The sequence below is a fragment of the Lactobacillus xylocopicola genome, assembly GCF_033096005.1.
Classification (GTDB): Bacteria; Bacillota; Bacilli; order Lactobacillales; family Lactobacillaceae; genus Lactobacillus; species Lactobacillus xylocopicola.
Window position 1 is genome coordinate 1341766 of sequence record NZ_AP026803.1, and the last position, 23750, is coordinate 1365515.

Consider the following 23750-nt stretch of genomic DNA (forward strand, 5'->3'; position numbering starts at 1 on the left):
TTCCATACTTTCTATATTTTTATTTTTCCCATTACCAGGGCAATTATTGCCATTATCGCTAACAAGCAGATGATAATCATTAAAGACCATTCCAACTTGCTAATCGGATGACCTTTTTCTTTGCGGGCGCGGTAGTACAGGACAAAGCCAATTACATAAGCAATTGTGCAGAGCCACAAATACTGCAAACCTGAAAAGATGATCGCCATCACTTCAAATACTAGAGCAATTAAACCGGCAAGGGTTGTCTTGAAGTTTTTATTTTGCCACCCTAGTTTAAGCTGGTAAGCCCCAACCAATGCGTAACAAACCACAATCGCTGAAGTACACAGCGAGTATGCAAAATTGTATGCTTGATTAGTAAACAGCAGGGTAATGAGAAACAGCTGAATCAAAACCTCTGTTAACCAGAGTGAGTTAGCTGGCGCACCATGCTTGTTCAACTTACCAAACCACTCAGGGAGTAAATCTTGTTTGGCCATTTGAGAAGTAGCCTCAACTGGCAGCATAGTCCATGACAGCCACGCCCCAAGAATAGAAATGATTAACCCAATAGCGATAAAAGCACCACCAAACGAATTGGTCATATCTCTAAATAAGTAGAGCAGGACCGGGTTACGCATTGTCTGAAGCTTGGAAAGTGGTAAGTAACCATATGGCAAAATGGAAACCACAACATAAATGATTAGTAGTGAAATCAAGCCAATAATGGTTGCTCGACCAGCATCCGATTTTTTCTTAGCCCGGGCAGCCATCGTCGTAGCTCCTTCAATGCCGACAAAAACCCACATCATCACCATCATACAACCTTTAACCTGGTCAAAAATACCAGCAGGAGTCGCATTAGAGTAAGTTATGCTACCACTAATATTGGTAGCTAAGTTCACCCAAAAGTGACTGGTGAAGACGCCCGCTTTGAAATTAAGAATGGCAACTACTACGAATGCAAAAATCGGGATCATCTTGGTAACCGTCACGATTGCATTAATAAAGGCAGCAGATTCTATTCCATGCGTGACTAGGATTGTCAACGCCCAAGAAATAACCGAAGCCACAATGATTGCCGCTATGCTGTTACCCGACTTCAGTGGCGGGAAGAAGTAGCCTAATGACGACATCAACATCGTCGCAAAGGCCACATTACCCAGCCAAGCAGACAGCCAGTAGCCCCAACCGGAGATAAAACCAGCAAAGTCGCCAAAGCCAGCTCGAGCATAATCCGACACCCCGGTCAGTTCTGGTTTGTTAAGAACCAGATTGTTCAAGCTCAAAGCCAGGGCCAAAATTCCGATTCCAGTAATTACCCAGGCCAGCAATGCCGCGCCTGGTGTCGCTGCTTTAGCTAGAGTAGAAGGTAAATCGAAAATCCCTGATCCGATTGCAGAACTCACTACCAAAGCAATTAAGGCGGGAAGTGCAATTCCTTTTTCCTTTGTTTCAGCCATTATTTTCTTGCATCCTCAAGTGGGGGAACAGCAGGGATAAAGAGGTTACCTAAAGTGGCAGCCATGATTGCCTTGATCGAGTGCTTACGGTTTTCTGCTTCTTCAAATTGACGTGCATATTGACTACGGAAAACTTCATCGGTAACTTCCATTTCAGTAATACCGTATTTTTCTTCAATATCCTTACCATATTCGGTTTTAACGTCATGGAAAGCTGGCAAACAGTGCATGAAGATCAAATCATCCGGTCCCATGCCTGTCTTCTTAATCATTTCCATATTAACCTGGTAAGGCTTGAGAAGCTTCACCCGGTTCTCCCAGTCAGACTCACCCATTGATACCCAAACATCGGTATACAAGACATTAGAGCCCTTAACGCCCTTATCAATGTCAGCAGTAACCATTAATTGTGCACCAGACTCAGCAGCAAACTTATTAGCCAAGTTAACAACTTCTTGTGCTGGATGTAATTCTTCTGGAGCAACGATATGAACGTTTACGCCAAGCATTGCACCAGTAACCAGCAGAGAGTTGGCCATATTGTTACGTCCGTCACCAATAAAGGAAAGCGTTAAGCCACGTAAGTGACCAAAGTTTTCTTTAATAGTCATGAAGTCAGCAATCATCTGGGTAGGGTGCCACTCGTCCGTCAAACCGTTCCAAACTGGTACACCTGAATACTGTGCTAATTCTTCAACGTCAGATTGCTTGAATCCTCTGAATTCAATTCCGTCAAACATCCGACCCAAAACAATCGCAGTATCTTCTACTGATTCTTTTTTACCAAGTTGAATATCATTGGAACCTAAGTATTCAGGGTGCGCACCTAACTCAATGGCAGCAGTGGTAAAAGCTGAACGGGTTCTAGTTGAAGTCTTTTCAAATAAGAGAGCAATATTCTTACCTTCTAAGTAGCGGTGGGGAATATTCTCGTGTTGCATTGTCTTCAAGTGCAGACCGAAGTCAACTAAATATTGAATTTCTGCAGGAGTGAAGTCCTTCTCTGCAAGCAATGAACGTCCTTGAAATACTGAATTAATCGTCATGTCATTTTTTCCTTTACTATTTACTTACTAAAACCTATAAATCTTCACGCCACAGCGGTTGTGACATACAACGCGGACCACCACGACCACGAGATAATTCACTTGAAATTACCTCATGCACAGTAATGCCGTGCTTACGTAGAATCTCGTTGCTGACATAATTACGGTTATAGGTAACTACTTCACCTGGGGCAATTGCCAGTGTATTTGAACCGTCATTCCACTGCTCCCGTGGCGCCACGATCGCATCACCTTCACCAGTGAGAATCATGTCAAGTTCTGACAAGTGCAAAACTTGTTTGAGCGTCTCAGTTAAGTCGGTGTGGTGTTCCATCTTAATTTTACCGTTGTCGTCTGGTGTTAAGACAAATATGTTCATCTTGCCAGCATCGTCCATAATTCCTGGGAAAACTGTAAATTGATCACGGTTGACCATTGTGAAAACAGTATCCAGGTGCATCATCGCATGGTTATGCGGAATCTCAACTGCAACCACAGTATCAAACTTGCTATCACTACTTGTGAAAAGCTCCTTGGTAAGTGCCTCAATTGTCCTAGAGGACGTCCGCTCTGAGATACCAATTGCCAGAACATGGTCACTCAAGACCAATTCGTCGCCACCCTCAATCCGGGTGTCATGGTTGCGGTCACGCCAAACATTGACATGGCCAGCAAAGCGCGGATGATGGGCCATCACAAACTCAGTAAATAATGACTCTGGGCGCCGTGCCTTAAAGGTCATGTGATTAATTGTTAGGCCTGAACCAATAGACGCTTGTGGGTCTCTGGTAAAGTATGCATTAGGAAGCGGGTTAAGTAGGAAAGGACTACTTGCATCCCCACCAGCCAAATCGTGTAAAGTCTTGTCTTTTAAGGGAATGTCTAGTTCATTACGCCGAACTCCGCTGTAAAGCTTAGTAACCATCTCGCGAACAGTTAACCCCGTGAGATACTCCCGCAAGATATCATGCGTTACGCCCTCACCATAGTTATGTTCACTAAGATATTGTTCAACAAACTTTTGCTTAACTGTCTCATCTTGCGAAAGCGCCTCAACGGCCAATTCATCAATGTACAGTGTTTCAGCCCCATTTTCTCTGAGGGTTTCAGCAAAGCAGTCATGTTCTTTTTGTGCCATCTTCAAGTATGGGATGTCATCAAAAAGAAGCTCTTCCATCGAATCAGGGGTAATATTCTCAATTTCATCCCCTGGTCGCTTTAGTAATACTGTCTTTAATTTCCCGATTTCCGAATTAACATTTATTGCGGGATCTTTCATAATTGCTTCTCCTTATCTACCAACCGTGAATTCTGGTAAAAGCGCTTTCTCTAATTCACGAGATTATTATCACAAATTAGCTTTTTTAGTAAAACGGCATTTTTGATAGACTTTTTTATCCATTTGGATAATTTGTCTAAATCATCCCACCAGCAAGAGTCAAACACAAGGGCTTAATAACCGTTGTAGCAGGACTTACCACTTTTATGTAGAAATTCTTGCTTTTACCAACTGAAGTTTTAAAATCATAAAATAAGCTGGTAATTCTCTTAATAAATACTTGTTATTAACTTAACAAAATAAAAAGCGACTGCTAGCAGTCGCTTTTCTGAAAAAATTCTGTCAAATGAAGCTAGCCTTCTTTGACTAATAACATGTTGATGCCACCAAGTAATATCAGTAGTGTACAACCGCTAATTAACAGGTTTTGGCCCGCATGATCGAGCAGAACCCCAGCAACAACGGACATAAGTGGTCCACCAATTTGCGTACTGGTTCTAATGGTCGTCATTACTCGGCCCAAATAAGAGTCAGCCGTCGCCGTTTGTTCCTTTGCCTCGCCTAAAACGTTATGAATGCTTGTGACAATCGCAAAGAAAAAAATCAAAGTTATTAAAATGACCATATTAGAGCTAAAAATTAGCATTAATCCTAAAGGGAGCGCACTAATCAACCAAGCCAGCCCAATTACTCTGGCGCTTGCGACCATCCTACTTGAAAGCAGAGCCCCTAAAATAAAGCCCAACATTAACGCAATATAAAAGCTGCTGTAAAGTTATGGTTTGCCAGCTTTTTGTGCTATTCGCGGCAGAATTAGCATCATTGCTGGGGTCGCAAATGAAAACAATAATGATGACCAAAAATATCGATTTAAAAACTGATTTTGCTTAATGTAATAATAGCCACTGGTAACCCGTTGCCAGTAATTGGACAAGCTGTCCTGGTTACTTTCTTGGTGCAGATTTTGCGTTGGTACACGCCTGAAAGCCACCAAAAGCAACAGTAGTCCCAATAAACTGAGCCCGCTACATAATAAAATGATTTGTCCGCTAGTTATCAAGGTTAACAGGACACCTGAGAGTGCAGTGCCAGCAATACTAACGACTTGGTCAATCATATTAACCTGGGAGATTACGCCTGTCATTTCAGCATCATTAGAAATAGTCCCCTTCAAGATGGCCCGGTCGGCAGGATTAAAAAATTCATCGCAAATTGATAAAGCTCCGGCCAACACGAGGGCCAAAGCGTAATTGTGCGTCAAAAAAGCCATGGCAGCAGACAATAAAAAGGTCAAAGCAACCTGAGTAACCATTGCATAAATGCTCGTCTTTTTGTAAGAATGACTATCAATAAATGGCCCATAAAAATTGCATTGGCAAAACCAACCAACGTCGAACTTTTGCTTTGGACTTGTAACCACCAAATGAAAACCAGACCATATAATGAATTACCTAGACCACATGTAAGACGCGAGGCCAGATACGATTTCTTCCCTAGCATATAACCCTCTCTTCCAATCTGACGAGTTAAGTTATCCTAATCATATTCCAGGCTAAACTAAAACACAATTAGCTTTATCATCTTACATTCATCAAATCCACAGCTTAGTGGTCACAGTAACACGATAACCGTAAGTTTGCTATAATTTAGCTAATAAAAGCATTTTTATCTCAAGTTCCGAGGAATTTATATGACTAAATTTCAAAATACCAAGTTAAACCAAGAAGTTGTTTTGCGCGATCCTGTGCACGAATATATTCACATTGAAGACCAAGTAATCCTAGATATCTTAAAAACCAAAGAGTTTCAACGTATGCGGCGCATCAAGCAGTTAGGTCCCATTGCCTACGTCTTTCCCGGTGCTACCCACACTCGCTTTGAGCACAACCTAGGTGTTTATGAACTGACCCGCCGCATTTGCAATATTTTTGCTGAAAAATACCCATCACGTACATCTGGAGATGGCCTTTGGGATGATGGAAACCGACTTCTAGTTGAATGTGCTGCCTTGCTCCACGATATTGGCCACGGTCCGTACTCGCATACCTTTGAGCATCTTTTTGGCACCAACCACGAAAAAATCGGTCAAAAGATCATCACCGATCCATCTACCGAGATAAACCAAGTTTTGCGTCAGGTGGCACCTAATTTTCCCGAGTTAGTGGCTAGTGTAATTGCTAAAACCTACCCCGATCCACAGGTAGTCAAGCTGATTTCTAGTCAAGCCGATGCTGATCGGATGGACTACTTACAACGTGATGCCTACTACACCGGCGTGACCTACGGCGAGTTTGACCTGTCAAGGATCTTGCAGGAGATTCGGCCTTATAATGAAGGAATCTGCTTCACCATGGCCGGCATGCATGCCGTTGAAGACTACGTTGTTTCACGTTATCAAATGTACCAGCAAGTATACTTTCACCGGGTGGGCCGCTCAATGGAGGTAATCCTGCAGCACCTGCTGGAGCGCGCCAAAATTATTTACCAGCAAGGCAATTTACAGGTAACACCTAGTTTAGCTAAATTTCTAGCTGGTTCCTGGACCCTGGATGACTACCTCAAGCTAAACGACGGCGTAATGGAGACCAACTTTTCGATGTGGACCGATTCTGCCGATCCGATTTTGGCCGATTTGACCAGCCGATATCTATACCGGAAGCCGCTGGCTAGTGTTTGCATCGCTGAAGAAACCAGAAACTTATTGCCCAAAATGAAAGACTTGATCAAACAGGCTGGTTTCGATCCAACTTATTATACTGATACCAATTCTGCTTTCGATGAACCTTATGATGCATATAAGCCGAGCGGCAAAAACGCTAACAGCCAAATTGAGATCATGCAGGATGACGGTCAACTGATTGAACTCTCCCAACTAAGCCCCCTAGTCCGCGCCCTCAACGGTACCCTGCAAGGGGATGAACGCTTCTTCTTTCCCAAGGTCATGATGTCAAGCAGTATCGATGTGCAGATCTTTGATCCGCTCTACCAGCAATTTCAACGCTATGTAAAAAATGGTGAATTGCGCTACTTGAGAAGACCGAGGAAATAAGGAGACGGTAGCAAGCAGAACGACTCGCGCTGCTCATTCCAAAATAAAAATAGTGCTAAATCATTAATTCGCCCAAAATGATTTAACACTATTTTAGTATGTTTTTACTTCGTCGCTTTTTCTAAGTGGATCTCCCTATCAAATAACTGTGTCATCTGCGCGTTAAAACTGTGAGCGATGAAGATAACCGTAGCTGGCGTTGCAGTGACAATCTTAAGAATTTCCATCGTCGCCTTCTGGTCAATCGCGCTGGTGCCCTCATCAATCAGAATGATTTCGCTTTGGTGGGCCAATGCACGGGCGAGCACAATCTTCTGCCGTTGGCCGCCAGAAATGTTCAATTTGTTTAAGTCAATTTGTTCATCCAGCCCCTGGTTGAATTTAGTAATATCGCCCGCTAACTGAACCTTTTCCACAAGTGCTGGTACAGATTGCTTGAGTTCATCCATAAACATAGTCACATTGTCCGTAATGCTGGCCGGGAAGAGGACTGGTTCCTGCGGTATATAACCCAACCCGGCTCATGTCGGGCTTGACCACGTTGCCCTGGTCATCCTTAAAAGCAACTGTACCCGAACTCGCGTCAATCTGACCAAGTATCAGCTTAAGCAGTGTCGACTTGCCGGCACCGGAATCACCAGTTAGCAGAATCTTTTCGCCGGCCTGCACGTCAATGTCGGGGAAGTGCAGAGACTCGCCGTTAGGAAACTGCAGACTAAGATTATGCGTACTAATTGCAGCGGGCGTGCCCGTATTTTGCCCTTTGACCTCAACAATAGGCAGGGCAGAAGCAGCAATCTCCTGGTTAAGTTTCTTTGTACCCTTAATCCTGCCGTAAGCACCGACCATAAGCTGGATTCCCATAGTCAAATACAAACTGCAGTTATCAACCGCAACAATTACTCCGAAGACGACCAGCTTTTGCTGAATCAGGTAACCAGCCAAAATTAATAAGATTGTACTAAATACCGTTGACACAAAGCCGTTGATCACAGTCAATTCCTGCATAACGGCGGTTTGCCTGACGTTGGAATCTTCCAGTTTGCGCCCAGCCTTGCTAGTAACGCTGAAAAGTTTTTCACCAGCAAGATAGCGCCTAAGTTCAGCAAGACCACTGATCCACTTACCTAGACTATCGAGATACTTGCGGTTGCTCTCTGAAATTCGCAGCGTGGCTTTTTGCATGGGCTTTTCCAGCAATTTAGGCAGAAGCAGCGAGACCGCCACCATTGCCATGATTGTTAACAGCAGGCTCCAGTGTAGTGCAAGGAGCAGAATAATTACAGCCACAAGGACGGTCACACCGCCAATAATTTCCATAAAGGCTTCCAGGTAGTTCTCCATGTTCTGCACCAAGTCGTTGGTCAACCTATTCTGCACCTGGGCCACCGGGTGGGACAGCTGATCGCGGTAGAGATGCCATGTAATCTTTTGCCGCAAAGTTACGTAGTACAGCTCATTCTGCTTGCCTACCAGGTAATCATTAAAGCCTTGCAGCAAGTAGTCGGCCAGAATAAGGCCGAAGCAGGCAAGAGTCAAAAGCAAGAAATCTCGCCAGTTGCACTGCTGAATTGCGGTCATCTCCATCATTACTACCGCAGTTGAGACAATCAGTAACGCATATATGAGAATGTCATTGACAATCATGAGGATGAAGCGCAAAGGGCTCTGCTTGTAATAATCTTTAATTGACATCCTTTTCACCTTCCTTATTATCTGCCTTTAGGTGGATCTGGTAATCAAACCGACTGACCAACTCCGGGCTGAAGTTATGCGCGATTAGGATGACGGTCGCATCCATATTCAGCAATTCGCACACGATTGCATTGGTAGTTTGACTATCAATCGCACTGGTAGCCTCATCGAGTAAGAGAAACTGTGTGTTGTGGATTTCGGCCCGGGCGAGCACAATTTTTTGCTTCTGTCCACCGGACAGGTTGTTCTGATCTAAGTCAATAACCGTTTCACCATGGCTAGCGAACTTGGCCAAATCCGGGACCAGGCCTACTTTTTCCACAGTCTGATCAACCCGGTTTGCCAATTTCTGGCTGAACATGGTGATGTTATTAATAATCGTATCTGGAAACAGGCTGGCATCCTGTGCAATATATCCCAAGTGCGCTTCTTGCGGTGCCACCTTCCGGCCCGCTTCATCGGTAAAAGCTAGTTCACCACTGGCAGGCGTGATCTGCCCCAGCATGACCTTGAACAAAGTCGACTTACCGGTACCGGAATCGCCCACAAGCAACACCTTATCGCCCCTGTTTACATTGAAATCGGGGTAGGCAATCGTTTCACCGTTATCATATTTAACCACCAAGTTTTTACCCGTAACTCCGCAAACATTTGTGCTCTGCTGCTCATCCGCAACAGGTACAATCAACTCTTCTATTTCTTGGCGCAGCTTTTTGGTTGATTTGATCCGGGTCAATGCACTGATGATTGACCACAGACCATTGAAAATCGTTGAGGTAAATTCCGCGCCTACGGACCAGTCACCTAGACTGACTTGACGATTGAAGTACAAGATTCCGCCCCAGAAGGCAATTCCGATCTGACCAATGGCGTTGCCCAAACCATTAATGCCTATTGAAACGCCCTCGTAGCGTTTCTTAGCGATATTGGCCTGGGCCAGGGCCTGGCTGCTCTGATCAATTTCCTGGTTTAGTCGCTTACCGGACTTATAGCGACGCAACTCACTGAGCCCGGCAAACCAGTTTTTAACTGTATCCAGCATTTTTGCGTTTTTCTTTGTTGCAGCTATGGAGGCTTGTCCCATCTGCTTTTCTATTATTTTGGGTAACAAAAGAACGATGACCACCACTACCGCAGTTGCCGCAATCAGCGACCAGTGCAGTGTGAACAGCGCCGTGGTCGTCATCGTGACACTCAACAGGTTCTGCCAAACCTGCAATAAGGGCATTGCATAATCATCGGTCAGGACCTTTAAATTATTGCCCAATTGGTTCTGCATTGCCGCAACTTTAGTTGTGCCCTGGGCATAATAGTGGTGCATGATTTGCCTCCGCACCTGGTGGAAGTAATCCTGCACCTGCTTGCTGTACAAATACGTGGCCAGTGCATGCAGAAGAACCGCCAGCAGGCCACCTGCAGCCATTATCAACAGCCAGAAGACAAAACGTGACCACTTGTTAGCAGTCAGGTCATTAATTGCATACTTGAACAGGTACATTGATATGGTCGATGCGAGTGCATACGCAACGTAAGTAGCCATAACCACAGCAGCCCGCAATGGGTTGTTTTTTAATATTCCTTTTAGTGACATCGCTTCTATCCTTTCGCTTATTAAATTGTGAATAGCTTTATTAAGCATTAATATTTATTTAAAAACAATATCATTTAAGTAAGCGGTCACTACACGTGTCTATGCGGTTGTTTTTAGGCAACAAAAAACCTGCTTTTGTTAAAAAGCAGGTTTATTTACGGTATCATTTTTTGAGGAAATTAGTGTTTATGTTCTTCATATCTGGTATTGAACAATGGGCTAAGTGGCTCATTCTTTTGAATACATTTAATTGCATCCCCAATAAGTGGTCCTACAGATACAAGTAAGGTCTTGTCCAACTTCTTTTCTGCTGGTTGGTTAATTGAATCAGTCAGTACCAAGTTTTTAATCGGAGAATTATTCAACCGCTCGGTTGCTGGACCTGATAAAACAGCGTGCGTGGTGCTGGCATAAACTTCAGTTGCGCCGGCATCAATCAATGCTTGTGCAGCTAGCGTAATCGTTCCAGCAGTATCAATCATGTCATCAATAATGATGGCACGCTTACCCTTAACCTCGCCAATAATATTCATAACTTCGGCGACATTGGCACGGGGCCGACGCTTATCCACAATGGCAATCGAGGTACCCAAAAATTCGGCCAGTTTCCGTGCTCGAGTTACACCACCGTGGTCAGGCGATACAACTACGGCATCCTTTTCAAGGTGATTACTTAAGAAATAATCTGCTAAGAGCGGAGCACCCATCAAGTTATCGACTGGAATATCAAAGAATCCTTGAATCTGGGGTGCATGTAAGTCAAGTGACAATACTCGAGTGGCACCTGCTTCTTGCAGCATATCAGCAACTAACTTGGCAGTAATTGGTTCGCGAGGCCTTGTTTTACGGTCTTGGCGGGCATAACCATAATAAGGAATAACGATGTTGATGGTTTGCGCACTAGCACGCCGCACGGCATCAATCATAATGAGCAGCTCCATCAGGTTATCATTAACCGGCACACTCATCGACTGAATCAAGTATACGTCCTTGCCCCGCACCGATTCATCAATGTTAATTTGAATTTCACCGTCACTAAAGCGTTGCACACTGGACTTGCTGAGCGAGATCCCAACGCGCTTGGCGATTTTTTCAGCAAGCGGCACATTCGAATTAAGGGCAAACAACATCATATTGTCTTTATAAGACATAATTTCCTCCGTAAAAAACTGTTACAACATCTCATTTTACCAAAAGTTGGTCGAAAAAGTTATCTCTTATACCATTATTCAACTTTAGCTAGTGACATTCAAGCCTTTACGCCCAGATATGTCGCCTTTTTTCTATTTATAGATAGAAAATCACTACTTTCACCGGCTACTTTTTTGTCTTGGGATTGACAACTTCCAGCAAGTAATATTTCTACATTCTCTTGGTATAACTGGCTGTATGAGGAACAAACGGATTAAGATTATCCGTAATCGACTTGTCGACAAAGACCAGTTAGTGCATTATAAGCTCCAAATATCATTGGACTTTATACTTATCAAAAAACTTTTGGACCTCTGCACCAAACTTTGGCAGCCCCAATAAGGTGAAATTGTTAATGGCCAGCTGACATTTAGCCAAATATTCTGATCGCTGATCATCATGATAGGCGACCATATTTTCTAGCAAAATCAAGCCATTCTTATAAAAGAACAAGGTTGGGACAATGGTAATCGCATCGGCAGCCTGAATGAAAAAGCTAGTATCCGCATATCTGTTCTGCTCAATGCACTTAATTATGATGTTCTCGCTCATCGCCAGTAGAGCCTCTTTAATACTTACCTTTGAATCATGACAAAAAATTTCAAGCAATCGTCTACCAATCACCAAATTGCCGTCCAGGTCATAGTATGGAACTAGATTAGCAAACAGTCTTAACTGCCGTTCATTAATGTGGTCCGAATTAAAGATCTCTTCCTTAACTTTTTGAAGCTGGTCCTGGTCCAACAGCTCAGGATCATCTTTAACTGCAGCAATAGTTTCATCAAGGAGCAGCAGTTGCTGCTCCTTGTTGGTTAACTTGCTACGCTCAACAGACGCCCTAATACTCTGCAAGCTCGCCTCATCATTTTGATAGTAGGCCTCATTAATAGATCGGGCAAGCTCCCGACTCTGGCTATCCTTAACCTGATCAGCCCAGTTTAATCGACTGAAAAAGTCCAGGGGATTCACATCATTGGCCCGCAGGATTTCAAGCAGATCTACAACCGTGATCCGGTGGACGTCCTTTTCCACCTTGGAATAATATGACGGACTGACCGTAGTACCTGTCCACTCCTTCTGGGTCTTACCTTGCTCCATTCGATACTGCCGCAACAATTCTCCAATTGACATAGCTTCCTCTTTCTTATTCGATTAAAAAATGTCAAATACGACATTTCAGCTAGTTAAAATTATAGTACAAATATAATTAAAATATCATCAAATTTATGAAATAGGAGCTAAAATTATGGATATTTTTTTAAAGAACAAAAACTTTCGCAAGTTTACTATTGCTGGCTGGCTATCCAATGCCGGTAATATTCTCTTCTACCTGGCACTCATGACTTACGCCAGCAGACTGCAAAACTACACTTTGGCCCTTTCGCTAATTACCATTACCGAGGCGTTGCCAGATTTGATTCAGAGTATTAGTGGCTACCTGGCAGACCGGACCAAGAACAAGTACCGGGTCATCGTCTGGCTTGCACTGCTTCGTTTTGCCCTCTATCTGTTAGTTGGGGTGCTCTTTGTCACCAATATTGCTGGTTGGGATCTAGTGCTAATGGTCATCGGCATTAACTTTATTTCCGACCTGTCCGGGATGTACTCCGGCGGCCTCCAGACACCCTTAATTGTCGACTTAGTCGGAAAAGACGAAATGGCCGAAGCCCAAGGCTTCTCTTCCGGCATTTCCCAAGTGATTACAATGGTCGCCCAGTTCGTCGGTTCTGGTCTCCTGCTCTTCATGTCTTATTCGGGATTGGCCATAATCAACGCACTGACCTTTTTAGTTGCTGGACTACTCTTTGCCAACATTACTGCTAATGTAAAAAAGCAGCAACCCCAAGACCAGATTGCCGCCGTCAACGAGCAGAACTTCTTTGCAACCATTACCTCTTCACTCAAGCAGGTCAAGCGTGCCCGCGGCCTGTTAACCATTGTCTTGGTAATTGCCATGCTCAATGGACTGCTCAGTTCAGTTGAACCCCTAATCTCAATTGTCTTGGCCGGTAATAAAGGCATGCTAATTGGCAGTTTTAGCTTCACTTTGGCACTGATTAATGCTTTAATTGCTAGCGGTATGGCTCTGGGGAGTACGTTAGGAACTAAGTTTTTAAAAAAGGCCTCACTATTTCAAATTGCCTTGCTCGCTACTCTAATTAGTAGTGGCATGGCCGGCGCCATTTTATGCAAGAGCACCATTGCTATTTTAATCCTAGGCGTGGCCCTAGGCTTCGCCATTGGGACCGCAAGTCCCAAGTTAACGCAATGGCTAGTAACTTCGGTCGATCGGCAAATCCTGTCCTCTTCGGTTGGTTTATTAAACACCATTTTGGTAATTGCCGGGCCTCTCATGACCACTATCTTTACCGGTATTGCTGGAGCAGTTGGTATCAACTACGCTTTATCTGGAATTCTAGTCCTCAGCCTGATTGTTTTCGCCGTTACTTTGAAAGTAATGCTTAACAACACATCCAAGCAAACGGAAGCAGCAGAAGAGGACTAGCCTGTTAATTTTTCATATTCTTATTTTGTTTTTAATTTAAACTATGATATTATTAAAGATAATGAAAAAACTATTATTTATAAAGGGTTGTTTTATGAAAAAAGTCAAAAAAATATTGATAGCTATTACTTTAATGTTTTTTGGATTAGTTTCTGCTACTAACATTAATTCTAATAGTGTAGAAGCAGCTCCAAAACAACTAGCTAAAACAGATTATTTTCCAAAACCTAAAGAGAAAAAATCGGGGGGGCTAATGCGAATCGCCCCAAATCCAAAAGGGCCCTGGAAAAAAGTAGGTGGACGCAAATATAAGGTTGATGCTGTTAAAGACATACATACATTTGCTTCTACTGTAGTCTCCTATTCTCTTGTCGGATATATAAGTAAAAGTAGCCGAGCTGCAGCTGCTGTTGCATCAGGTTTGTCAGCTGTTTGGTCAAGTAAAATTAAAGGAAAACCTATTTGGGTTACCCAGAAGTTTGAACGGAAAGAGGGGAAATATGTTTTGCTTTCTAGAATAAAATACACATATTACTCAAATGCTTCTAGAACAAAGCGAATTTATTCACAAACCCAAACAAATAGAATCGTAAAAAATACTACTTTTACCAAAAGAAATACGATACGTGCATCGGAAAGTCCTCTAAATTCATTTACTACAAAATAACAAAATATAATTAAAACTAGTTTCTTTAATCTAACAAAAAAGAAGGTAAGCTGAAACTTATCAGCCTTACCTTCTTTTTTTGAATTCCTATTGATAGCCAGAATTTTATTAAGTTCATCGTTATGAGGATTAAATTTAAACCATTTCTACCCTTGCTTCAGCTATTATAAATTTACTACACCCGAAATTCATTCTTCAAGTGGCCAAAAGCCGACTCTATAATAAACTTGCGTTGACCGTAAATATTCCTTAGCCTGTGCCTTAAAAAATAAAGTACAGCCTTTGTAATCTAGATAATAATCGTTTTTCTCATCATAGCACCAGCTACCGACTTTGGATATGATAATTATAATATACTGTTTTATTCTTTTCATAAGTGGCGTTAGGAAAGTTTAGCTGGGAAAGACCTACTTAGGCAGATCATCCTCGCAAGATTTTAACTATGCATCTGGACAATCTTGCGAGCATAAACAAAATGCCTAAACGAATGTATTCAAGAGTACATACCTTCGCTTCCATCATCTTTCTAAAATGAGACACACATTCAACTTCATTTACGATTCACCCTTGTAACATATAAAAATAATCATTTTTTCTCGTGTTTCCGACACTCTTTAACTGATACATATATACAAAAAGCGATCCAAAATAAGGATAAAGAAATTTGTGCAAAATCTTTATTAACAAAACCAATTATCAAAAATAGAATCCAAAACATTAGATACCAAAACAAAGGTAGCTTAATAATTTTAATGAAAAATCGCTTTGTTTGTTGCATAGTCGCAGCCTCCCAAATAAATCGTTATCTGATTATACCTTATTTAGTACGAGCAATACACCAACAAAACTTGATTGGTATTAGCGATTATACCACTTTTTGCTCTACGAGCAGTAAGCAGTCATTGTCATCACCTTGATATAGAACCGCCACTCGATTTTCGATCTTGCTTATCTTGCACAACCACCCCATGACTATTTTCTATCCTGATACCAGTCATAGATGTCCATGATCTTGCAGATCATAAAATAGGTAAATAAAATGACAAAGGTAACTACAACCGTCTTAGCAAAAACGCCAAAGTCAAACATCACTGCCCAAATTAGAAACACCACGTAAACTGCCGAAAGCCGCAAAATGATTTTATCAACTTTACGTTCCTGATTAATCAGGTGGAAAATACGGCCATCATCTAAGTCTTTAATCGGCTTTTTCGCCATAATATTTCCTCCTAGCTCCAAAATTTCACCTTATATTAGCACCTTAAAATTAAAAGTCAATTAAAAAATAGCCCCAAGCATGATTACTTGGGGCTACTTTTTAGCTTAATGATCAATTAACTAGCATAAACTCATCGGTAGTCAGCCGGTGCGCTCCTAGCTTAGTCAATAACTGATTGTAATGATGGCGCATCGGCTTGACCAGTGAATCATGACCATCTGAAATCAAGGTAACAGAATAATCACGATTTAAAGCACTCTTCACGGTCGACTGCACACAGGCCTGACTCATCAGTCCTACGACAACCACATTTTTAGGGTGTTCCTGCTCAACCTTCTTAGTAAAACTAGCTTCCGAGAATGCACTCGGCTCTTTCTTGGTAAAGACTGGCGCATCATTATCAACCACCAATTGAGGATAGAGACTGCCCATGTTTTTTTGTTTGACATAAAAAATAGGCTGGCCTTTTTCCTGAAAAGTCCTAATAATGCGGTTGACACGCTCCAAAAAGGAGGTTTTTCCACTTAAAAAACGCATCGTTTGTTCTTGGACATCGACTACTAACAATAAATTATCGGCTGGCATTGTTTTCCTCTCGCTTGGTAAATAAAACATAAATTCTAGCATTGACACTTTATGAATTCGATTACATTATAACGCTTTGACCTTAACATTCAATACCTAATTTTGAACATTTTTAAGCTATTTTTATAAGCGGAAAACACGGAAACAAAAACTCCGAAATTTGAGCTCAATTTCGGAGTTTATGGCAAAAGTCTTACACTTTTTAAAATTAATTATTATTTAGCCGCCTCTTGCATCATGAATGTACTCCACGGTTCAATCCAAGCTAGCAAATCGAGGTCATCATGCTTTAGTCGACCGACCAAATTGCGCCGACCATCATTTGGTAAGGGCGTTTGCACAATCTGCAATTCACCCTTGTAGCGCGGGTAATCATCATTAACCACGACTACATCTCCCCGTTCAAAGTTAGATTTATTGGCAGAGTGCGCAGGTATGGACTCCTCGGCATAAACAACCCGTGTCTTAGTGTCGCGCAAGAGATAATCTGAAGCATCACCGCGGTATAGATGCGGCTCTTGCAAACAAATTTTACGTTCAAGCGGCGGTACGCCCTCTTCAAACTCTATTCCCAAAACTGGGAATGGGCTATTAAAGGCCTTAGCAACACTAGCTAGCTCAGCTTCACTGGCGAAGGCATTACCGATGATAATATCATCAATCATCTTGCTCAAGCGTAAATGGGTCACTTGACTAAAAATATCCCGTTTACGGTCGCTTTCCATGGTCGGCAACCCTTCATGAACAGGCCACGGACCGAACTTAGCATTTTTCGAAGAGACAAATGCGGCGGTATGCAAACCGTAATCACGGTACTTTGCTGAATAGTCAAGAAAAATCGCTTCGCCCAGACCCGTATATTCTTGCGGATAGAAGTTGTGACAGCCGATTAAGTTGTCAATCTCTGGATCGTAAGCCATAATGCTGTCTAGGTAGTTGGTGCCCCGACTCATGTTCAGCTCGATTTTTAAACCGTACTGATTATGCGTCATGATAGCTTCTTCCATGCCGCTGAAGCCTTCGTCTAAGCGAAGCCCCCAAACTTCTAGCTCATGGAAGAAAACTAAATCATTATAGTCAATTTGTAATTCCTTGAACAAGACGGGGTTGATGTCAACAACCGTCTTAAAGCCCAACTGATTAGCGTATGCCACATCTTCTTTGAGGCGGGCTAGTAAGTCTTCACCCGTGCTACTTTTTAGTTGCAGTAGCGACATGAAGATTCTCTGATAGCCGTAGTGATGTGCTAAGTCGATGTATGCTTTATCCTGGTCAAAAGTGCTTTGCTCAGGGTAAAGGGAAATTCCTAATTGCTTCATGTCTCGTTACTCCTTTAGGCTACATCTTCTGGTTTAATGTTGTTGGAAATCTTGACAAACGGAACGTAAATCAGGAAGCCCACAACCATATTAACCACTTGCAGAACCACCGCACGCCAGTCCAATGTGGCCAAGAAGGCGTTGATGAACGGTGGCATTGACCATACCATCTGATTTCTAACTGGGTTCACCCAGCCGAGGCTCAAAGCACCATAAGCAATTGAGACCATGACCAGTGGTGCCAGCACAAATGGAATAAAGTAAATTGGATTTAATACAATTGGCAAACCGAACATGGTCGGCTCGTTAATGTTAAAGAAGCCAGGAACGAGTGCTACCTTAGCAACAGCCCGCTCGTCTTCCCGTTTAGAAAAGGCTAGAATTGCTAATAGCAATAACAGGGTCGAACCAGCTCCACCAATCCAAGCATAGAGGTCAAAGTTGGACCGGGTCCACATATAAGGCAATGCTTTGCCGGCCTGGCCAGCATTAATATTAGCAATCTGGGCCGTCAACCAAATACTGTCCAAAACCGGAGCAAGCACGTTGGAACCATGAATACCAAAGAACCAGAATAATTGAACTAAGAAGGCCATTAAAAGAACAGAACCGTAACCTTGACTGACATGCATCAGTGGCTCTTGGATAGTCTTAGAAATAAAGTCAATCACCGTCGTCTGGTTAAGACTAAAGAGATAATCAATTACACCAACCGTAAAGAGTCCAGCGGTTGCCGGGATAATACCTGTGAAAGCATTAGCAACTGCTGGCGGTACACTGTCTGGCATCTTAATGGTAATCTTCTTCTTCATAAACCAGATATAGATGGTGACCGCAATGGCACCCATAATCATGACTGTGAAGAAACCAGCCGCACCGAAGTACTTGTTAAAGTTGAAGTAACCCCAGGCCGAAACGTTCTTGCCAGTAACGGCAGCTCCGGCATCAGTCAAGGTCTTGGCGTCACCCTTAGACAGAGTTTTCGCCAAATCCATAGTGAAACTTTGCGGTAGACCCATGATAAAGGTACCAAGACTGACCAAACCACCGGCTGTCGGCTCAACCTTGTACTGAACCGATAGTTGGTAACCAAAGGTAAAAGCAAATAGTAAAGCTAAAATGGCTGTTGTTCCTGTCCAGACCACAGAATTAATGCCAATCAGCCACTGCATCGAGTTAACAATGCCCATCCAACCCATTTGAGTTGGCAAGTCTCTTATTAACGCGTTAATAACACTGGCCACAGCACCAGCCATAATCAACGGCATAATGGAGATAAAGGCGTCACGCAAGGCTACAAGCCAGCGAATCTGCCCTATCCTAGCTGCGATTGGAACAACATGTTTGTTTAACCAATCAATTAATTTATTCATAATATTCCTCCTCGCTATATCTCATAACAATTGTAGTATAACACATTTCCTTGGAAGCGGTTTACTTTAAATTGCCGAAAAGTGCTGGGGCTGTAGGCTTTCAGCCTTTGGTATATGACAATACTAGCCATGTATCTGATAGCTAGCGGCTTTTTCAAATAAGTGGTATAGGCCAAAAATATTTTTATAAAATTTTGATATATGACTTATTCCCTACTATGATTTTGTGTTCATATTGTAAATAGTATACTTTTTGACCAAACAAAAAAGCGATACCAGCGGTATCACTTTTATTGAAGCAACTTACTTTGCAGCAACTGCGTAATCGGAAATGTTCAAGGTTTGCTGAAAACCATTGGCGTTCGTAACAGTCAGCACTGTGTTGTTGTTACTAAACTGCACTGCACTTGCATCAACACCATTGGCAGTGGCGGCTAACTTAACAATTTGGTTAGCCTCATCAACCGTTAAGTTGGTCAAGTCCTTAACCTGAACTTTTTTGCCATTGAGCGCAGCCTTAGCCGTATTAAGCTTAGCTACTGCACCGTTAACTTGAGCGATCGTCGAAACGGCCGCATTAATCTGGCTTGCTGAGGTGACAGCCGCATCATAGGCATCGCGGAGCGACTTAGTAGCAAGCTTGTAGGAATCATCTGCCTTTACCTTGGTAGCATCTGTCAAAGCATCCTGCAGTGCCTTTTTATCAGTATCTGTGGCAGTTACCGTTTCATTTTTGGCTGTTTCAGGAGTATTGACTGGCACTAATTTAGCCCCACTGACCATACTAATATCAGCTTCCTTCAAGTAGCCGTTCTTGTCGCTTTGCAGTTTGTAGAACAGTTCTGCCTTGTTATCTGCTTCAACCCAAATGTAACGCAGTTCAGTTACACGAGCAGTATGATCCTTGGCAAAAGTCTTGGTTGACTGTTTAACACCCTTGTCGTTATATACATTAGCATTGCGGGCCAAGGTAACCGTAGTTACCGTCTTGTCTTCTTCAGGCATGGCGTTTACTGGTTTTAATTGCTTACCGGCAATCACACCAACGTTACTCTTCTTAACCCACTGGTCAGTGCCAGGATAGTTACTATCATTAATGCGGTAGTATAACTTCTTACCAATGTACTTGAGTTGGTCAACCTTTAATTGTTGACCCTTCTTAATTAAGGTCTTGCTCGATTCACCGTTACCATCATAGAGGTAGGCATTACGGCTCAACGTAATAACTGTCTCTTTATCATTTGGTAAACTTTCATCTTTAGCCGGGGCCGGTGTGACTGGCTTAAGCTTGGGGCCAGTAACCGTCCCCACGTTAGCAGCCTTGATGAATTGGTTGGTCTGGCCACTAATCCTATAGTAGAGCTTTTTACTGATGTAGATCAACTGGTCCACATTGACAGTCTGACCTTTTTTAAGCTTTTTCTTGTCAGTCTTGCCCTTGGCATCATAAATGTAAGCATTGCGCTTAATCTTAGCCGTAGTAGTCTTCGTCGCCTTGACGACCTTCTTACCATCAACGTAGCCAACATTAGCAGCCTTAACAAAGGCGCCAGAACCAATATCATAGTAGTCCTGGTTGGCAATAGTTACTTTTTCGCGATAATTCAAGAGCTTATCTTTAGGGATCTTAGTGTACTTTGCACTACCCATATAAGTCTTCAACCGTTTACCGTTTTTGTCATAAACATAAGCATTATGACTTAACTTGATGGTGCCCTTCTTTGAAGCCTTAGTCTGCTTGCTGCTTCTATCATTATTTCCAGCGTTATCGCTATCTTTCTTAGTTGCAGACTCGTTAGCGGCTTGAACTAAGACTGGCGCACTAGCACTAATTATTGGACTTACACCAATCAGTGCAACTGTTGAGACGATCATCATTTTATGACTTAATTTCATTTATTTCACTACCTCGTAAAAAATTTAATATCTATATTGTATACCAAACGCCGAGTAAATAAAGCCGGAAGCGCGATAGCTTACTTTTTCTTAATACTCTTAAGCAATTGCTAAGTACTGCCTTCTAGTATATTTAACAATATTTATCAGCTACTTACTAATAAATTGATAACAAGAACTGTAATGTTACTAAAATTTATCTGTATTCACTATTTCCACTGTGGATCATTCGCAAGTGGCAATTTTTGCCAGTAATCAGGTTTGTTGACCTGCCGGCCACGGGCAATTGCCAGCTCATGCCGGGCTACATCCTTAGTAATTGTAGAATCAGCGGCTACAAAGGCATGGTCAGCCACATTGACCGGGGCAACCAAAGTTGCACCTGAACCGATAAAGGACCGGTCACCGACATTAATATGATCTTTTTGCACGCCATCATAATTAGCGAAGATTGTTCCGCAACCCACGTTAACTTCCTTGCCCAAGGTTGCATCGCCTACATAAGTCAGGTGGCCAACTTTGGAATTATTTCCAATCTCAGCGCTTTTCACTTCAACGAAGTTGCCAATGTGTGCGCCCGCACGAATAAGCGACTGGGGCCGCAAGTGTGAATTAGGACCAACATCAGAGTGGTCTTCCATCTCAGACTGCTCAATTGTCGAAGACGTCACCGTGACGTGGTTGCCTAGTTTTGCATCAATAATTCTGGAACCAGCTGTTATCAAGCAATTGCTACCGATTTCAGTTTGTCCCTTAATCACCACATTGCCTTCAATTTGGGTATCACTGGCAATCTTGACATCAGCATCAATATAGGCTGTATCGGGATCGACAAAAGTCACCCCATTACGCATGTGCTTTGCATTAATTCTTTTTTGCATGATCTTGTTAGCCTGTGCCAGGGCAATCCGGTCATTGACACCAATACTTTCACTGAAGTCACGCGTCTTATAAGCCCCAATGCGCTGACCCTTATTTCGCAGAATCTCCAAAACATCGGTCAGGTAGTACTCGCCTTGGGCATTATGGTTCCCCACCTGCTTGAGCGCAGCAAAGAGTTGTTCATTATCAAAACAGAAGACACCGGTGTTAATTTCTTTGATAGTTAGTTCTTCTGGACTAGCATCTTTTTGTTCAACAATCCGTAACACATTATCCTGTTCATCACGAATGATACGGCCATAACCGTAGGGGTCAGGTGCCTGTGCGGTCAACACAGTAGCGGCATTACCCTTTTTCTGGTGGTAATCAAACAATTTCTGGAAAGTTTTGCTGGTAAATAGTGGGGTGTCGCCGGTAATTACCAGCGTCGCGCCGGACTTGCTAGCCAGCAACTTTTCTGCAGTTAGTACCGCATCACCCGTACCCAACTGCTTTTTTTGCAGGACAAAGTCTGACTTACCCTTTAAAGTCTTCTTGACTTCCTCGGCCCCATTGCCAACAACAGTAACAATCTGGTCGGGGTCAATCGCTTGCGCTGCTTCAACCACATGCTCAACCATGGCTTTACCACAAACTTGATGCAAAACCTTGTATAGCTTGGACTTCATCCGGGTACCCTTGCCGGCTGCAAGAATTACTACAAACTTTTTCATTAAATTCAGCCTCTTCTGTCTTACTTCCTAATACCAATATTTTAATATATTATCCCTCAAGTTAAAAGCGACTATAGTCGGTATGCGCCACCAATGTTCCGGGTTCGGCTACAATGACTTTTTGCTCACCATCTACTTGCTTGATCTTCACTAGTGAAAGGTGGTCCTCAATCAGCTTTTCATCATCCCAATCAGCCTCGCAAAGAACACAAACACCAGCAATATTGCCGTTGAATTCCTTGACTAGTTGCTGCATCCCGGTCAAGGTGCCACCAGCCATCATAAAATCATCAACTAGCAAAACGTTCGCATCATCTTTCAAAGCTCTAGTTGGTAATTCCATCTTAGACACCCGATCAAGTGAAGATGAAATATAGTTAACCGAGACCGTTGCCCCTTCGGTCACTTTGGACCGCTTCCGTGCAATAATAAAAGGGACATTTAAGTAACGCGCAACGGCCTGAGCCAGAGCTATTCCCTTGGTCTCAATCGTCATAACCACGTCAATATTAGCGTAAGCATAACGGGTTGCAATTAGTTTGCCAATCTTTTCTAAGTCTTGCGGATTCCCTAAAATATCGGACAAGTAAACAAAACCACCGGCCAAGATGCGCTGTGAATCCTCAATGCGCGACGCCAAATCAAATAAGTAGTTCTGGGCATGCTTTTTGCCCCAAAAGGGAACATATCGGACGCCACCAGCAGCGCCGGCGACTGTTTCCAAAATACCATCCTGCTTATCAGCCAGCGTGTGCTTCAAGATTGCCAGATCTTCAGAAATCGATGATTTAGCCGCACCGTAGCGCTTAGCAAACAGTGGTAACGGGATTAAATCGTGGGGGCGTTCCATTAAATACTTGGTCATATCGACCAATCTCTCTGAACGTTTCATAAGTTATCACCTCTAATGTTTGTCTTTTGTCTGTTACTACTATACACTGAACCACCAAAAAAGGCACTAACATTTTACAAAATGCCAGTGCCGACAGGTATCTTTCCCACTTGAGCTTTATCTTATTCAGCTACATCGTCAAATTTCAAGGTAATATTCTTGGTTAACAAGTCAGTGTAACTATATGAGACATGCTTAAAGTTATTTTGCTCCTGGTCCAAGTCGACCACAAAAACAGCGGGAAAGGTCTCCCGTAAAACTCCACGTCTTTTTGTAACTTTCTTACGTCCGGCTCTAGCAACCACTGTTAGTGCGTCACCTAAGTGCGAATCCAGTTTGTCCTTAATGGTATTAATTGATGTTGGCAATAGTAACAGCTCCTTTAGCATTGATTATACCACT

The 23750-nt window shown here is 42.8% G+C and carries 21 protein-coding genes; 3 read left to right on the forward strand and 18 right to left on the reverse strand.

All coding sequences use genetic code 11. From position 1 onward, the window contains the following. Nucleotides 1–11: 11 nt before the first annotated feature. From arcD to R8389_RS06535, 5 genes are all read right to left on the reverse strand, one after another. Nucleotides 12–1445 carry an arginine-ornithine antiporter gene (gene arcD / locus R8389_RS06515; RefSeq protein WP_317637221.1) on the reverse strand — a complete coding sequence of 478 codons (1434 nt, stop codon included), beginning with the start codon at nucleotides 1443–1445 and terminating at the stop codon, nucleotides 12–14. After that, nucleotides 1445–2491, reverse strand: a complete 1047-nt coding sequence (argF, locus tag R8389_RS06520; protein ID WP_317637222.1) for an ornithine carbamoyltransferase — start codon at nucleotides 2489–2491, stop codon at nucleotides 1445–1447. Before argF ends, arcD begins: the two co-directional genes overlap by 1 nt. A gap of 34 nt (nucleotides 2492–2525) precedes the next feature. After that, a complete protein-coding gene (gene arcA / locus R8389_RS06525; protein WP_317637223.1) occupies nucleotides 2526–3770 on the reverse strand; it encodes an arginine deiminase in 1245 nt (414 codons plus the stop codon). A gap of 352 nt (nucleotides 3771–4122) precedes the next feature. Further along, the gene (locus R8389_RS06530; RefSeq protein ID WP_317637224.1) at nucleotides 4123–4377 is read right to left on the reverse strand and encodes an MFS transporter; all 255 of its coding nucleotides are present in this window, start codon (nucleotides 4375–4377) and stop codon (nucleotides 4123–4125) included. Between the two features lie 168 nt (nucleotides 4378–4545). Then, nucleotides 4546–5082, reverse strand: a complete 537-nt coding sequence (locus tag R8389_RS06535) for an MFS transporter (protein WP_317637226.1) — start codon at nucleotides 5080–5082, stop codon at nucleotides 4546–4548. Nucleotides 5083–5460: 378 nt separating this feature from the next. On the opposite strand from R8389_RS06535, the gene R8389_RS06540 reads away from it, so the two are divergent. Continuing rightward, entirely contained in the window at nucleotides 5461–6819 is a 1359-nt protein-coding gene (locus tag R8389_RS06540; protein ID WP_317637227.1) for an HD domain-containing protein, read from the forward strand. A gap of 104 nt (nucleotides 6820–6923) precedes the next feature. On the opposite strand, the gene R8389_RS06545 is transcribed toward R8389_RS06540, so the two are convergent. The 5 genes from R8389_RS06545 to R8389_RS06565 form a co-directional block, all read right to left on the reverse strand. After that, on the reverse strand, nucleotides 6924–7274 hold the full coding sequence (locus tag R8389_RS06545; protein ID WP_317637228.1) for an ATP-binding cassette domain-containing protein: 351 nt from the start codon (nucleotides 7272–7274) through the stop codon (nucleotides 6924–6926). Next, nucleotides 7261–8514 (reverse strand): ATP-binding cassette domain-containing protein, encoded by a 1254-nt coding sequence (locus R8389_RS06550; protein WP_317637229.1) that lies wholly within the window; start codon nucleotides 8512–8514, stop codon nucleotides 7261–7263. Before R8389_RS06550 ends, R8389_RS06545 begins: the two co-directional genes overlap by 14 nt. Beyond that, entirely contained in the window at nucleotides 8504–10105 is a 1602-nt protein-coding gene (locus R8389_RS06555; RefSeq protein ID WP_317637230.1) for an ATP-binding cassette domain-containing protein, read from the reverse strand. Before R8389_RS06555 ends, R8389_RS06550 begins: the two co-directional genes overlap by 11 nt. A 179-nt stretch (nucleotides 10106–10284) precedes the next feature. Beyond that, a complete protein-coding gene (locus R8389_RS06560; protein WP_317637231.1) occupies nucleotides 10285–11256 on the reverse strand; it encodes a ribose-phosphate diphosphokinase in 972 nt (323 codons plus the stop codon). A gap of 316 nt (nucleotides 11257–11572) precedes the next feature. Further along, entirely contained in the window at nucleotides 11573–12427 is an 855-nt protein-coding gene (locus R8389_RS06565) for a helix-turn-helix domain-containing protein (protein ID WP_317637232.1), read from the reverse strand. A gap of 115 nt (nucleotides 12428–12542) precedes the next feature. Here R8389_RS06565 and R8389_RS06570 point away from each other — a divergent pair, with 115 nt between their 5' ends. Both R8389_RS06570 and R8389_RS06575 read left to right on the forward strand, forming a co-directional pair. After that, nucleotides 12543–13802, forward strand: a complete 1260-nt coding sequence (locus R8389_RS06570) for an MFS transporter (protein WP_317637233.1) — start codon at nucleotides 12543–12545, stop codon at nucleotides 13800–13802. A gap of 94 nt (nucleotides 13803–13896) precedes the next feature. Further along, nucleotides 13897–14469: a hypothetical protein gene (locus R8389_RS06575; RefSeq protein WP_317637234.1), complete on the forward strand. Its 573-nt coding sequence runs from the start codon at nucleotides 13897–13899 to the stop codon at nucleotides 14467–14469. Between the two features lie 972 nt (nucleotides 14470–15441). Here the strand turns inward: R8389_RS06575 and R8389_RS06580 are convergent. From R8389_RS06580 to R8389_RS06615, 8 genes are all read right to left on the reverse strand, one after another. Continuing rightward, on the reverse strand, nucleotides 15442–15687 hold the full coding sequence (locus R8389_RS06580) for a hypothetical protein (protein ID WP_317637235.1): 246 nt from the start codon (nucleotides 15685–15687) through the stop codon (nucleotides 15442–15444). Between the two features lie 112 nt (nucleotides 15688–15799). Then, nucleotides 15800–16273 (reverse strand): cysteine hydrolase family protein, encoded by a 474-nt coding sequence (locus R8389_RS06585; protein WP_317637236.1) that lies wholly within the window; start codon nucleotides 16271–16273, stop codon nucleotides 15800–15802. Between the two features lie 215 nt (nucleotides 16274–16488). After that, complete coding sequence (locus R8389_RS06590) at nucleotides 16489–17592, reverse strand: DUF871 domain-containing protein (RefSeq protein ID WP_317637237.1); 1104 nt, start codon at nucleotides 17590–17592, stop codon at nucleotides 16489–16491. Nucleotides 17593–17606: 14 nt separating this feature from the next. Then, complete coding sequence (locus R8389_RS06595; RefSeq protein WP_317637238.1) at nucleotides 17607–18965, reverse strand: PTS sugar transporter subunit IIC; 1359 nt, start codon at nucleotides 18963–18965, stop codon at nucleotides 17607–17609. 303 nt (nucleotides 18966–19268) lie between these two features. Then, nucleotides 19269–20861, reverse strand: a complete 1593-nt coding sequence (locus tag R8389_RS06600; RefSeq protein WP_317637239.1) for an SLAP domain-containing protein — start codon at nucleotides 20859–20861, stop codon at nucleotides 19269–19271. Between the two features lie 209 nt (nucleotides 20862–21070). Next, nucleotides 21071–22456, reverse strand: coding sequence for a bifunctional UDP-N-acetylglucosamine diphosphorylase/glucosamine-1-phosphate N-acetyltransferase GlmU (glmU, locus tag R8389_RS06605; RefSeq protein ID WP_317637240.1), 1386 nt, complete (start codon nucleotides 22454–22456; stop codon nucleotides 21071–21073). 61 nt (nucleotides 22457–22517) lie between these two features. Continuing rightward, on the reverse strand, nucleotides 22518–23348 hold the full coding sequence (gene purR, locus R8389_RS06610; protein ID WP_317637241.1) for a pur operon repressor: 831 nt from the start codon (nucleotides 23346–23348) through the stop codon (nucleotides 22518–22520). Nucleotides 23349–23470: 122 nt separating this feature from the next. Further along, nucleotides 23471–23716 carry a Veg family protein gene (locus R8389_RS06615; RefSeq protein ID WP_317637242.1) on the reverse strand — a complete coding sequence of 82 codons (246 nt, stop codon included), beginning with the start codon at nucleotides 23714–23716 and terminating at the stop codon, nucleotides 23471–23473. Between the last annotated feature and the right edge of the window lie 34 nt (nucleotides 23717–23750).